Source organism: Kangiella profundi (assembly GCF_002838765.1).
Taxonomy (GTDB): domain Bacteria; phylum Pseudomonadota; class Gammaproteobacteria; order Enterobacterales; family Kangiellaceae; genus Kangiella; species Kangiella profundi.
On sequence record NZ_CP025120.1, the window covers coordinates 1,888,443 to 1,902,768 of the forward strand.

A 14,326-nucleotide genomic window follows, 5' to 3' on the forward strand; every position below is an offset into this window, starting at 1 on the left:
CTAGTACTCTACTCTGGCATCAACACAGCCAGGAATATGCTTCAAGCTAAAGACCAAAGCGTCAACTGGCTGTACACACCAGTCTTCGCTCATGACAAAATCACCTGCTACCTGAGCCTGTTGGTATTGGAAGTTAATAACAACTGGACAGGCACCATCGCGGTTGTGGCTAATCTTCTCTTCTAGTTCAACCAGGGTATCCGGCCCAATGATGGAGTCCGATATGGTGATAACAATTTTTTTGCAATATTGCTCACGCGCCTGTTCAAACGACATCACACTGTTGGCGCTTATACTCGTACCGCCAGAATAATCGTCATGGCGCGCTTCGCCGTCGACTACAATCACGTTGTCTCGGCTAAGAAGGTGACGGTATGTTTCAAAGGTTTCAGCATAGACAGTAACATCACAACGACCAGATTTATCATCCAGCGTCAAAATAGCCATCTTGTCGCCACGCTTGGTGTTCATGACACGCATGCCGACAATCAAACCAACCACTCGAGCTGAGTTACCACGACCAGTCGGTTGCAGATCGCGCAGTCGAGTGATGCTCATCTGCTTAATTTCGGGTATATAACGATCGATTGGATGTCCCGTCAGATACAAACCGAGTGTTTCTTTTTCGCCCTGAAGCACCTGCTCATCGGTCCAAGGTTTCACTCGAATATACTGATGCTGTTCAGTGGCGGTGGCTGTAACCACGCTACCAAATAAATCGTCCTGCCCCGCAGCCTGGCTTTTATTGAACTGTTCAGCAGCCTTGACGGCTTCATCAAGCGATGCCATGAGAGTCGCTCGATTTGGACCGATACGGTCCATAGCGCCAGCACGTATTAAGGCTTCCAAAGTGCGACGATTGGCTTTCTTTAAATCAACACGACTACAGAAGTCGAATAGATCTTTGTACGGGCCATTGGCTTCTCGCTCTTTAACGATACTTTCAATCGCGCCTTCACCCACCCCTTTAATGGCACCAATGCCATAGACGATACGACCTTCTTCATCTACCGAGAAGCGGTACTGACCTTTGTTCACATCAGGCGGAGTAATGGTTAGTCCGCTGTTCTGCGCATCTTCAACATAGGTAACAACCTTGTCGGTATTATCCATATCGGAAGACATCACGGCGGCCATAAAGGCTGCTGGATGATGTGTTTTCAGCCATGCCGTCTGGTAGGCAACCAGAGCATAGGCAGCCGAGTGCGACTTGTTGAAACCATAACCAGCGAATTTCTCTACCAAGTCGAAAATCTTCATGGCCAGATCGCCATCTACACCATTCTTGATTGAGCCTTCTTTAAAGATACTACGCTGCTTCTCCATCTCCTCAGGTTTCTTCTTACCCATAGCACGACGCAAAATATCCGCGCCGCCAAGCGTATAGCCTGCCAGCACCTGAGCGATCTGCATCACCTGCTCCTGATAGAGAATGATGCCGTAGGTTGGCTCAAGAATTTCTTTTAAAGATTCATGTTGGTAATGAGGATCAGGATAAGAAACTTTCTCACGTCCGTGTTTACGATTGATGAAGTTATCAACCATGCCTGACTGCAATGGCCCCGGACGGAACAGCGCAACCAGTGCGATAATGTCTTCAAAACGGTTTGGCTTAAGACGCTTGATCAGATCCTTCATACCTCGCGATTCGAGCTGAAATACAGCAGTAGTATCAGCGCGTTGCAGCAAATCGAACACCTGCGGATCTTCGGTATCAATAGTTGCAATATCAATAGGTTCTTCGCCTTTCTTGGCGATAATGGCGTTGGCTGTTTCCAATGCCCAGTCAATAATGGTCAGTGTTCGCAAACCCAAGAAGTCAAACTTCACCAGACCGGCACTTTCCACATCATCTTTATCAAATTGAGTAACAATATTGTGGCCAGTTTCATCACAATACAGCGGTGCAAACTCTTCAAGATCATTCGGTGCTATTACCACACCACCGGCGTGCTTACCGGCATTTCGAGTGACACCTTCCAGTTTACGGGCCAAGTCCCACATCTCACGGACATCTTCGTCTTCCTCGTATAAGCGAGGTAATTCTGGCTCCTGCTCAAACGCCTTTTCCAGCGTCATTCCCACTTCGAAAGGGATCAATTTGGCCAGCTTATCTACGAAACCATAGGGATGACTCAGCACACGACCAACATCACGTATCACAGCCTTTGCAGCCATGGTACCGAAGGTAATAATCTGCGACACACTGTTACGACCATAACGTTCGGCAACATAATCAATCACGCGGTCGCGCCCTTCCATACAGAAGTCGACGTCAAAGTCAGGCATCGAAACACGCTCAGGATTGAGGAATCGCTCGAAAAGCAGGTCATATTCAAGAGGGTCCAGATCGGTAATTTTCATGGCATAGGCCACCAAAGAACCGGCACCAGAACCACGACCAGGGCCAACGGGAACACCGTTGTTTTTCGACCACTGAATAAAGTCGGCAACGATCAGGAAGTAGCCCGGGAAACCCATCTGGTTGATAACGTCTAGTTCGATCTGCAAACGCTCATCATACTCTTTGCGGATTTCGGCAAAGTTCTCAGCATTACGGTCATACAATTGATCAAGTCGTTCTTCAAGGCCGTCTTTTGAGACTTTCTCAAAGTACTGTTCAATAGTCATGCCTTCAGGAATCGGGAACTCCGGCAAGAAATACTCGCCAAGACGCATATCCAGATTACAGCGCTTAGCAATTTCCACACTGTTTTCCAGTGCTTCAGGGATATCCTGAAACAGCTCCACCATTTCGGCTTCGCTGCGCAAATACTGTTGCTCACTGTAATCTCGGGGACGACGCGGATCAGCAAGAACTCGCCCCTGATTAATGCAAACCCGAGCTTCGTGTGCATCAAAGTCTTCTTTATGCAGGAAACGTACATCGTTAGTAGCGACAACAGGTGTGCTGGCACCCTGTGCCAACCCAATAACCTGATGGATATATTCGTTTTCTTGCGGGCGGCCAGTTCGCTGCAGCTCAAGATAGAAGCGATCTTTAAAATGATGATTCCAGAAACCCAGGTTCGATGCCGCATGATCCATATTGCCAGCCAGCAAGGCCTTACCCACATCCCCTTGGCGTCCACCCGACAGAATAATTAATCCTTCGGCAAACTCTGGCAGCCACTCTTTTTTGGCTAATGGTAGGCCACGGTGCTGATTCTTAAGGTAAGCGCGGGAAATAAGATACTTGAGATTGAGGTAACCGGTATTATTCATGCACAACGCAGTGACACGAAAGTAGTCATCCTCATCATTGGGGTTCTGAATTAATAAGTCAGCGCCTGCTATCGGCTTTATGCCCGCGGATACTGACTGAGAATAGAATTTGACCAGGCCACACATGTTCATCTGATCGGTCATGGCGATTGCCGGAATATTGTGTTCCTTGCAGTGCGCAATCAGTGGCTTAACCCGCACCACACTATCCACCATAGAGTACTCGGTATGCATTTTGAGGTGAATAAAGCGTGGCGTCATAGTCTTCCGTCTGTTGGCTCTTGTCGTTATAAGATATTAATTATTGATATGAACTGACTTATTATAAAAGCCAGTGAAATTGTTTCCAGTGTTTTAATTACTTTGTTATTTTTATTAATAATTTCAAATTGTTAGTGTCGAATTCTAAAATTCGAGCATTTTCTGGACTGGCGCATAGGAACGACGATGAATTGGAGTGATACCTAATTTTAAAATCGCGTCACGATGCTGCTTAGTAGGGTAGCCTTTATGCTTGGCAAATCCATAACCCGGATAAACCTGTTCCATTTCAGCCATCTCAGTGTCTCGTGCAACCTTTGCCAAAATAGATGCGGCACTGATTGCCGGTTCCTTACTGTCACCCTTAATGATAGCTTCCATTCGACAGTCCAGATCGGGGCAGTGATTTCCATCAATCAGAGCCAACTCAGGCGAATGGCTTAACGTTTCAACTGCTCTCTTCATCGCCAGCAGGCTGGCCTGTAAAATATTAATCCGATCAATTTCTTCAACTTCCGCACGAGCTATAGACCAGGCCAGAGCCTTTTCTTTTATCTCAACTACAAGAGCTTCGCGACGCTTCTCAGTTAATTTTTTAGAATCAGCCAGTCCTTCAATAGGGTTTTCGGGATCAAGGATCACCGCTGCCGCGACTACCGGTCCCGCTAAAGGACCTCGCCCTACCTCATCAACACCTGCAACTAGAATTGTTTGTTCCATAGATTAATTTTTATTTATGAATTAGGGTTAGCGTGCGTTATTCAGCCACCACTGAGCAATCGAATTAGCAGCGTAAACATCTGCATCTTTACGCAATTTGGTGTGCCATTCTTCAAATACGACCTTAGTTTCCTGCCAGCGTTGACCATCATCTTCAAGCCACGCCCGAACTTCTGCAAAAATATTGTCCGCAGTACATTCTTCCTGTATTAACTCCGGAATCAAAGGTTTTTTAGCCAATAAGTTTGGAATGGCGAATGTATCAATGATCAGTAAACGTTTAAATATCTGATAACTGAAACCACCAACTTTGTATGCCACTACAGTGGGACGCTTTATCAGCATAGCTTCAAGCGTTGCAGTTCCTGAAGCCATTACAACCAAGTCACTTGCTGCCATACAATCTCTCGATTGCCCATCAAATAATTGAATATCAGGCGCATCTCGAGTTTCTTGCAACAAAGCTTCAAATTGTTGTCGGCGAGCCTGATTAGCCATCGGTGCGATAAATTGGGTACCTGGATAATAATCCTGAATCAACTTAGCTGTGTCGATAAAGTCCTGCCCAAGGAATTTCATTTCTGAGCCACGACTTCCCGGCATAATGCAGATAACACGCTTGTCAGCCGAATAAGATAGTCCTAGACGTTGTCTGGCTTCTGACTTATTCATCTCCATTGGGATCTGATCGGCCAATGGATGACCCACACAGAAATTATCAATCGCATGCCGCTGATAAATATCCTGCTCAAAAGGAAACAGGCATAACATCAGATCAGTAGCTTTTCGAATTTTAAAAATTCGTTTAGGACGCCAGGCCCAGACCGACGGGCTGACATAATGAATGGTTTTTATATTATTGGCTTTTAACTTCTTTTCCAGCCCGATATTAAACTCGGGCGCATCGATGCCGATAAACATATCCGGTGGAGACTCTATCCAGCGTTTAGCCAATTCACGACGCATTTTAAGTAATTCTGGAAGTCTTTTAAGGATTGGAACAATCCCCATCACTGCAAGAGATTCCATGGGATATAGGGATTTGCAGCCTTCGGCCTGCATCAAATCACCGGCAATGCCTTCAAACTCGGCATGAGGGAAGTGTTTTTTTAACTGTTTGATTAAGCCTGCACCCAATATATCGCCAGATGATTCTCCGGCGATTATGGCAATCTTGGTCACTGATTCTGCTACGGTATTATCAGCAAAAGGCGATGTTTGCATCGCTATACCCCTTTATTATTTTTAACTTAAGCAGACCAGATATCTACGACAGCTTTGCTTTTAAAACTTAACGCAAAATACCTCGGTTCGCATTCTGCAAAAATTCTATCATTTGTTGCACATGCGGATCGGAACTTTCCGACATTTCAGCAATTGCTTCTTCGGTCTTCAGGGACTTACGGTAAATGGTTCTATAGGCGCGCTTGAGCTCGCTGATACTATCCGCAGAGAAGCCACGACGCTTAAGGCCTTCTGAATTAAGGCCATAGGGTGCATTTTCGGCAACCAGCACAAAAGGTGGGATATCTTTACTGATTGCACAGTCCATACCAATAAAGGCATGGGCGCCAATCTTACAGAACTGATGAATCTTGGCAAATCCGGAAAGAATCACATGATCACCGACATGAACATGACCAGCCAGAGTTGCGTTATTAGACATTATGATATTGTCACCCAGCACACAATCGTGTGCTATGTGGGTATAGGCCATAAACCAGCCATTATTACCGATACGCGTTTCAGAATTATCCTGTACTGTACCTCGATGCACAGTACAGCACTCACGGAATACATTTCCATCACCAATAATGGTTCGAGTGGGCTCGCCCGCATACTTCTTATCCTGATTTTCCTCACCAATAGAGGAAAACTGGAAGAAGCGGTTATTTTTACCAATCGTGGTATAGCTTCCAATAACAACATGAGGACCAACTACAGTCCCCGAATCAATTGAAACCTCTTTACCAATGATTGAGTATGGGCCAATTTCTACGTCTTCAGCAATATTTGCTGATGGGTCAATAATGGCGGTTGGATGGATCACACAATATCCTTCTTTGCACACATGAGTTCAGCGGAACACACTACTTTACCGTCAACGGTTGCGGTTGCAGCGAATTTCCACATATCGCGCTTGCGCTTCAAGACAGTAACCTCCATCACCAACTGATCGCCTGGCTCAACAGGTTTTTTGAAGCGAGCGTCATCAATACCAACAAAATAAAACAAAGAGTCATCTGTTGGCAAATCTTCGGTAGTCTTAAATGCCAATATACCACTTGCCTGCGCCATTGCCTCAAGCATTAAAACCCCTGGAAATACTGGACGGTGTGGGAAGTGTCCAGGAAAGAATGGCTCGTTAACCGTAACGTTCTTGATCGCTTTCAAATACTCCCCTGCTTTGTAGTCAACCACTCGGTCAACCAACAAAAAAGGATAACGATGAGGCAAATGCTTCATTACTTCATAGATATCCATCGAATTCATTTCTGTAAAATTATTATCACTCATCTTTATCTTCTCTTGAGTCTTTTAGCTGTCCTAACTCTTTTTCCAGCTGTTTTAGTTTACGCCACATCTCATCCAATTGCCTGAACCGTACGGCGCTTTTATGCCATTCCTTGTTAGACTGGAATGTTGTACCTGAAGAGTAGGCTCCAGGCTCCGTAATTGATTTATTCACAAATGTTGTAGCTGTGATATGTGCTTTATCACATATCTCGAGATGACCAATTATACTCACTCTGCCAGCTATTGTGCAGTGCTTTCCAATAGTTGTACTACCAGCAATTGCAGTACAGCCAGCTATGGCTGTGTAGTCACCAATGACAACATTGTGAGCAATATGAATATGGTTATCGAGCTTAACCCCTGTTCCGATTATGGTGTTTTCAAGGGCACCTCGATCAATGGCTGTATGAGCACCGATTTCGACTGAGTCGCCAACGATGACGCTACCGACCTGAGGAATCTTTACCCACACGCCTTTGTCATTGGCATATCCGAAACCATCAGACCCAATAACTGCATTAGCGTGAATAATACAATCCTTACCTATCTCAACCGCATGATAAATAACCGTATTAGGATAGATTAAAGTGTTGGCTCCAATCTTGACCTTTTCACCCACTACCACACCAGCACCGATAATGGCATTATCACCAATCTGAGCTCCATCCTTAATCACTGCATTAGCATCAACGGTCACATTAGCACCCAGTTGAGCTGATTCGGCGATGGTAGCACTTGATGATACCCCCTGCTTGGGACGAGGGGTTGTATCAAAGAGCTGGGCGACTTTTGCATAACCAAGATAGGGATCTTTCATGACTAGCAAATTACCACTTAACTGCTCAGCAATAGCAGAATTAACTATCAGTGCCGAAGCATTGCTACTCTCTACATGATTTAAATATTTTTTGTCGCTGATGAAGCTCAGCTCACCTTTTTGCGCCTTATTTAACGGCGAAACCGCAGTTATTGCTAACTGCGGTTCACCTTTAAGCTCAGCGCCAATGTGCTCAGCGATTTCTTGAAGTGTCTTTTGCAAACCTTTGACTACCTGAATAGACCTTTATAAAGAATAATACTACTCACTTATCAACAGGTTGCAATATTTTTAAAGCTTTATTGGCTTATTTTGATAACTCAGCAAGAACCTGATCGGTTACTTCTGGTACAGAACTATCAATGTATGGTGCTGATTGACGATCTAATAAAATGTTAAAACCACCTTTTTTAGCGACAGACTCAACAGCAGCTCTGATTTGATTGCCCAATTTAATCTGTTCTTCACGGCTACGCTTCTCAACGTCTTCCTTAAAAGCAGCTTCTTTTAACTGGAAATCAGACATTTTTTGCTGAATCGCACGTTTTTTTTCAGTAGCTTGAGACTCAGACATAGTTGCTACGTTGTTTATATATTCAGTACGAGCAGTTTCTATTTCTTCACCCAAACGTTTCAATTCATTCTCACGTCCAGAAAACTCTTTTTTCAACTTTTGATTGATTGCATCTTTCTGTGGGACTTTAGCCATAACTTCGCCAAAGTTAATAATACCAATTTTAGTTTCTGCATTTGCCAACATCGGCACACTCAAAACAACGAATAAAAATACAGCTAATAGTTTTTTCAAAATATTTCTCCAATAACTTTTAATTAAAATGTTCGACCAATTGAGAAGGTGAAAGTTTCCGTATCATCATAAGGTTCACTCTTCAGTGGTCTTGATAAGCTAAACTGCAACGGCCCCATAGCTGAATACCATTGCAATGAAATCCCATATGAAGCCCTATAGTCTTTGTAATCACTATAGTCTGGCACAAAGGACAAAATACTGTTTGGCTCAATATTTAAACCTTCAAAACGCTCTGCGTCAAATTTGGTATCCCATACGTTTCCAACATCAACAAAGAAACTTGTTCTAACATTAGAAGTATCCTCAATGAAAGGAGTTGGGAATATTAATTCAAATGAATTTAAGAATCGAGCATTACCGCCTACGGAGTATCTACCTATATATAAGCTATCGTACTCACTAGGTAAAATAACCGTGGTACTTCCACCACCAGGGATTGGGCTTGGAACACTTTGAGTTGTCCTAACCCTTTGGATATCTCTTGGGCCGATAGTATTGGTTTCAAACCCTCTTAGTGAAGAACTACCACCTCCATAAAAGTTTTGGAAGTATGGTAAATCTTCTGTATCGCCATAACCATCACCAAACGCTAATCCACCACGGATAGAGAAAATCCATCCATCATTAGAAATTGGGAAATAATAGTCATAATCATAAGTGGCTTTGTAAAATTCTAAATCACCTACGGCTGTACCGACGTCTAAACCATAACGGTGACGAGTACCTTTAGAGGGGAAAATGGCACGATTCAAGGAGTTAATACTATAGCCAAAATTTACAGAAAAAATATCAAACTCAACTTCCGAATCAACAGTTGCATCGTAGCCTAGCAAATCAAAGAAATCGATAACACGTTGAGAATTGGTAATTGGTGAAGTCAGCTGATTTTGGGAAGCGTTAAAACCAATATTAAAAGTTGAGTACTCACCAGTTGGGATATAAACAGTAGAGCCAAAACCCAATGTATCAAGGCTTTGCGCAATAAGATTTAATTTCCCGTAATCAGTTTCACTATACACAATGTTAGAAGAAAGACCCACGCCGTCTTGTGTAAAGTAGTTGTCAGTATAATTTAAGCGAACACTTTTAATGGCCTTATTAGTATTAAGTGCCAAACCAACAGAGTTACCAGTACCCATGAAGTTACTGTGTGATAACTCGCCGTTGATGGACATACCATAAAAGTCATTATAACCAAGACCGCCACTGATTTGAGCGGCACTACGTTCTTTCACGGTGAACATTACATCCGCACGATCGGCAGTTCCTTCTTTCTTTACAGTATCGACTTTAACTTCTTCTATGTATGGAAGTCTCTGTAGACGGATTTTAGAACGCTCAACTAATGTTGAAGAAAGAGAGCCACCTTCCTGTAGTCGAATTTCACGGCGCAGGACGTTTTCGTCTGTTGATGTATTACCTTCAAAATTAATGCGATCAACATAATGCCTTTCGCCCGGCTCAACCAGTACAATTAACTTTGCTTCGGGTGTGTCTTTAGAAACCTCAGGGATTGTTCTGACCTGCGCAAAGGCATAACCATAAATCCCCAAAAACTGTTTAATTTGCTCTTCAGCAAACGTCATTGCGGCAGCTGAATAAGTATCACCCTCACTCAGAGGAATCATGCTTTTGATTGTTTCTACATCAAAGTTAAAGTCACCGATCACATCAATACCTGAAACGGTATAAACTTCACCTTCATCTACAACCATTGTGATGTAAATATCTTCTTCATTATTGGCAAGGGAAATTTCTGTAGATGTGATTTTGAACTCTAGATAACCGCGATCTTTATAATAAGATGTTAGTGTCTCAAGATCCTTTTCCAAAGTTAAACTATTGTATTTATTGTCGTCTGTAATAAAAGTAAACAAACCACCTGTTGTTAGCTCAAATTGTGATAGCAGCTTTTCATCTGGGAAAATATCATTCCCAACAATATTGAACTCTTTAATTTTAGCAGAGCCACCTTCTTTGATTGTGATATGAAGTTGAACACGATTACGAGATAACTCTGCCAGCTTCTTTTCTACGCTGATATGGTAATGTCCGTTCGAATAATATTGGTTAGCAATTTCCTGCTCAATTTTTTCTAGAACAAAGCTGTTGAGTACTTCACCTTTAGAGATGCCAGCGCCTTCCATTCCCTCAAGCAACTGCTCGGTTTTTAAGACCTTATTGCCTTTAAGAATAATATCTGTGATAACAGGACGTTCTACTACTATGATTTTAAGTGTATTGCCTTCTTTCTCTAGCTTTACAAAATCAAAGTTGCCGGTCTGATGAATAGCTCGAATAATGCCAGGGGCACGAGCATCATCAAGGGTTTCACCTACACGAATAGGTAGCTCTGTAAAGAATGAGCCTAACTCTACCCTTTGTAATCCCTCAACCTGAATGTCTTCTACAACGAAGGGCTCGATTGCGCCTGCTTTGGAAAAAAGTGCAGATAATACTAAAGCCGTAACTGTTTTTGTTATCAAACGCATTGATTGTTCTCTATTGGTTTATTCGGTTTATATCGAAAAATAGCGCAATCGCCATGATTGTCAGCACTAGTATGATGCCAACTCTCATACCAAGTTCCATAATTTTTTCAGAGACAGGCTTGCCACGAACAAGTTCGACGAGATAGTACATTAAATGACCACCATCCAACATTGGGATTGGCAAAAGGTTCACGAAGCCTAAATTGACGCTTATCATAGCGAGATAAAGCAAGAATGCAACCATTCCAGCCTGTGCAGTCTGCCCTGCACCCTGCGCAATACCAACGGGCCCACCCAGATTTTTGATTGAGAGTTTTCCGGTCACCAACTTGCCGAGAAAACTACCTATCCGCTCGATCATCACCCAGGTCTGCTCGGTGCCCTTGCCTATAGACTCAAAAAAGCCATAGTTGATAACGTTATAGCCTTGGAAAGCTGGGCTAATTCCTACAAACCCAATATTGGGATCTCGCTCATTTGGCTGTGGAGTAACGGTTAACTCCTGCTGGACTCCATTCCTTAACACCACCAGTTCCAGCGCTTTATTGGGGTTATTCTCAATAAACTCAACGAGCTCACTCCACAGACTGATGTTTTGGCCATTGACCGACAGGATCTGATCCTGTGCTTTTAACCCACCCTTATCGGCTGGCAAATTTTGCACAACTGTGCCTAATTTAGGAGGACCATTTACGGGACCAAAATCGAGCCCCAGGCTATCAAAGATTGTACCTTCATCAGGTTCCTGCCATTGACTCACATCTAAAGTAACTACTGTAGGATCCTGTCCGAGTGGCTTCACTTCTACATCAATGGTCTTGTCATCAGCAATATGGTCTACAAAAGCAAAAACCGCATCTTCCAGACTTTTTACTGGTACGCCATCAACCGAGAGAATTTCACTGTTTTCCGGAAAGTTTGCCTGAGCAGCAACCGTATTAGGTAAAACGTCCGTCACAAAGGGCTTTCCAACCGCTATGCCCATCATATACACAGCGGCATAAACCAATATAGCTAATAGGAAATTGGCCATTGGTCCTGCCAAAACAATCAAGATTCGTTTCCAGACTGGCTGGCGGTTAAATGCGTAAGGCAAGTCTTCTTCGGCTACATCGCCTTCACGCTCATCGACAAATCTTACATAACCGCCTAAAGGAATGGGGGCAACAACAAACTCAGTACCATGTTTATTGGTACGCCCCCAAATTGGTTTGCCAAATCCTACTGAGAACCTTAGCGCTTTTACGCCAAGCTTTTTCGCAACCCAATAGTGACCCCACTCGTGAAAAGTGACCAGAACACCAAGCAGGATCAACAAACCAAAAATACTGTATAAAAAATCCGTCATTAGTAATAAGTTCTCAATCTTTTGCCAATCAATGCGAGCACCTTAATTTTTACCCAGCCCATCGGCAATATTCTGTGCACGTTCTCTCGCCTGCTTATCTGCTGCCAGCACTGACTCTAAATCAATCACTTCAGCATACGCTGTTTCTGTTAATGTCTGCTGAATGACCACCGCAATCTGGTCAAAGTTAATTTTTTCATCTAAAAAAGCGGCGACCGCGACCTCATTCGCTGCATTTAATCGAGCAGGAGTATTGCCACCAAGCTCCATAGCTTCTTTAGCTAGCTTCAAGCAGGGATACCGTTCATAACTGGGTTGTTCAAAGGTCAACTGGCTTATCTGCATGAAATCAAGGGGCTCAACACCTGCGCTAATTCTTTCAGGGAAAGCCAGCGCATGGGCGATTGGCGTACGCATATCTGGATTGCCCATCTGTGCTAACACAGAGCCATCCTGATAACGAACCATTGAATGAATAATACTTTGCGGGTGCAATACCACTTCTATCTGCTGAGGCTGGACATCAAATAACCAGCAGGCTTCTATTAATTCCAACCCTTTATTCATCATGGTGGCTGAATCCACCGAGATTTTTCGTCCCATAGTCCAGTTTGGATGCGCGCAGGCTTCTTCCGGACTAATTACAGAGAATTCAGCCAATGGTTTCGTTAAGAACGGGCCACCCGAGCCTGTCAAAACGATGTTGTGAATACCGCAGGATTGGATACCACGTGCAACAAAATGTTCCGGTAGACATTGAAATATCGCATTATGCTCACTGTCTATCGGCAATAACGTCGCCCCACTCTCTTTTACTGCCTGCATAAAAATAGCACCGGACATAACCAGTGCTTCTTTGTTGGCCAATAAAACTTTCTTAGCAGCTTTAACCGCTGCCAAAGTTGGTAACAGGCCTGCAGCACCGACGATTGCCGCCATTACTGTATCTACGCTGTCATGCCCTGCGACCCAGGCAAGCTGCTCGTTGCCGACCAAAACTTTGCTAGAAACATTATGCTCGGCTAGCCTGACTTGAAGTGACTCTGCATACTCTGAACTTGTTAGCACGGCATACTCAGGCTCAAACTCAACACACTGTTTAAACAACAAATCAATGTTTTGATTTGCTGTCAGTGCAAAGACCCGATAGCGCTCAGGATGGCGTCTAATGACATCGAGCGTATTGGTTCCAATGGAGCCAGTCGCACCAAGTATGCAGATAGATTCACGTTGAACAGTCATAATCACAAACTAAGGCTAAAGCCGTGTTGAAAAATAAGTAACGCAACAATAAAGAATGGTGCTACCGATAAAGTGCTATCGAGTCTGTCCAGTAAGCCGCCGTGTCCCGGTAAGATCTGACTGCTGTCTTTAATACCTGCCTGTCGTTTGAGCATGCTTTCAAACAGATCACCAATTACTGAGACCACCACCAAAATAACTGCCAATAGGACGAACCAACTCAACGAAAAGGATAAGCCTATAAAGAAGGCAGCAATTGTTGACAGAACCGTTGCGGTTACCAGACCGCCAATGGCACCTTCCCAGGTTTTATTCGGGCTGACAACCGGCGCCAGTTTATGTCTTCCCATTGTTTTGCCGAAGAAATATGCACCGACGTCAGCGCCCCAGATAACGACAAACATCAACAGCAGTAACCAACCACCATAGAAGTGATTTTGCAGTATGTCGGTGCTACGAATCAGCACGATAGCCAGCCAGGCTGCCGCTAAAAATACCACCCCAAATAGCGCACGTATCCATGGTCCGCGCAACCACGTTCGACCGGCTTTTGGGTAAAGAAGAATTAACACAAACGCTACGACCCAGGCCATGATCGAAACCATTAACAGTTTAAAAGGATGGACTTCGGTCCAGTTGTTGGGGATTGTGGGGTATTCAAAAAACTCACGTTGAGTTAACCAATAATAAATCCCGCCAAGAGCCGCCAGAACTATCACTATAAATAGCGTCTTAACAAAAGTATTTGTTTGTAACAGGCGGCTCCATTCCCAGGCAATGATACCGAAGATTGGGATGAGGATTAGTGAAAAGACCTTAAGCCCAGGGTAGAAAAGCAGTGCAATCGCCAATGGTAGAAGCACTAGCGCAGTAATAATTCTTTGTTTCAACAT

11 protein-coding genes are annotated in these 14,326 nt (G+C 43.8%); all 11 read right to left on the bottom strand.

Features of this window, described 5'->3' with window-relative positions:
- The 11 genes from dnaE to CW740_RS08900 all read right to left on the bottom strand — a co-directional run bounded on the left by dnaE (position 1) and on the right by CW740_RS08900 (position 14,326).
- The gene (gene dnaE, locus CW740_RS08850) at positions 1 to 3,486 is read right to left on the bottom strand and encodes a DNA polymerase III subunit alpha (RefSeq protein WP_106647166.1); all 3,486 of its coding nucleotides are present in this window, start codon (positions 3,484 to 3,486) and stop codon (positions 1 to 3) included.
- A 144-nt stretch (positions 3,487 to 3,630) separates the two neighbouring features.
- Complete coding sequence (gene rnhB, locus CW740_RS08855; RefSeq protein ID WP_106647167.1) at positions 3,631 to 4,206, bottom strand: ribonuclease HII; 576 nt, start codon at positions 4,204 to 4,206, stop codon at positions 3,631 to 3,633.
- 27 nt (positions 4,207 to 4,233) lie between these two features.
- The gene (gene lpxB, locus CW740_RS08860) at positions 4,234 to 5,430 is read right to left on the bottom strand and encodes a lipid-A-disaccharide synthase (protein WP_106647168.1); all 1,197 of its coding nucleotides are present in this window, start codon (positions 5,428 to 5,430) and stop codon (positions 4,234 to 4,236) included.
- A gap of 67 nt (positions 5,431 to 5,497) precedes the next feature.
- Positions 5,498 to 6,256, bottom strand: coding sequence for an acyl-ACP--UDP-N-acetylglucosamine O-acyltransferase (lpxA, locus tag CW740_RS08865; protein WP_106647169.1), 759 nt, complete (start codon positions 6,254 to 6,256; stop codon positions 5,498 to 5,500).
- The gene (fabZ, locus tag CW740_RS08870) at positions 6,253 to 6,723 is read right to left on the bottom strand and encodes a 3-hydroxyacyl-ACP dehydratase FabZ (protein WP_157826412.1); all 471 of its coding nucleotides are present in this window, start codon (positions 6,721 to 6,723) and stop codon (positions 6,253 to 6,255) included. The genes lpxA and fabZ overlap by 4 nt, the downstream gene beginning before the upstream one ends.
- Positions 6,716 to 7,762: a UDP-3-O-(3-hydroxymyristoyl)glucosamine N-acyltransferase gene (gene lpxD / locus CW740_RS08875; RefSeq protein ID WP_106647170.1), complete on the bottom strand. Its 1,047-nt coding sequence runs from the start codon at positions 7,760 to 7,762 to the stop codon at positions 6,716 to 6,718. The genes fabZ and lpxD overlap by 8 nt, the downstream gene beginning before the upstream one ends.
- A gap of 85 nt (positions 7,763 to 7,847) precedes the next feature.
- Positions 7,848 to 8,348: an OmpH family outer membrane protein gene (locus tag CW740_RS08880; RefSeq protein ID WP_106647171.1), complete on the bottom strand. Its 501-nt coding sequence runs from the start codon at positions 8,346 to 8,348 to the stop codon at positions 7,848 to 7,850.
- Between the two features lie 23 nt (positions 8,349 to 8,371).
- Positions 8,372 to 10,843: an outer membrane protein assembly factor BamA gene (gene bamA / locus CW740_RS08885; protein WP_106647172.1), complete on the bottom strand. Its 2,472-nt coding sequence runs from the start codon at positions 10,841 to 10,843 to the stop codon at positions 8,372 to 8,374.
- Between the two features lie 10 nt (positions 10,844 to 10,853).
- Positions 10,854 to 12,191, bottom strand: coding sequence for an RIP metalloprotease RseP (gene rseP / locus CW740_RS08890; RefSeq protein WP_106647173.1), 1,338 nt, complete (start codon positions 12,189 to 12,191; stop codon positions 10,854 to 10,856).
- A gap of 42 nt (positions 12,192 to 12,233) precedes the next feature.
- Positions 12,234 to 13,436 (bottom strand): 1-deoxy-D-xylulose-5-phosphate reductoisomerase, encoded by a 1,203-nt coding sequence (gene ispC / locus CW740_RS08895; RefSeq protein WP_188459712.1) that lies wholly within the window; start codon positions 13,434 to 13,436, stop codon positions 12,234 to 12,236.
- Positions 13,436 to 14,326: a phosphatidate cytidylyltransferase gene (locus CW740_RS08900; protein ID WP_106647175.1), complete on the bottom strand. Its 891-nt coding sequence runs from the start codon at positions 14,324 to 14,326 to the stop codon at positions 13,436 to 13,438. The genes ispC and CW740_RS08900 overlap by 1 nt, the downstream gene beginning before the upstream one ends.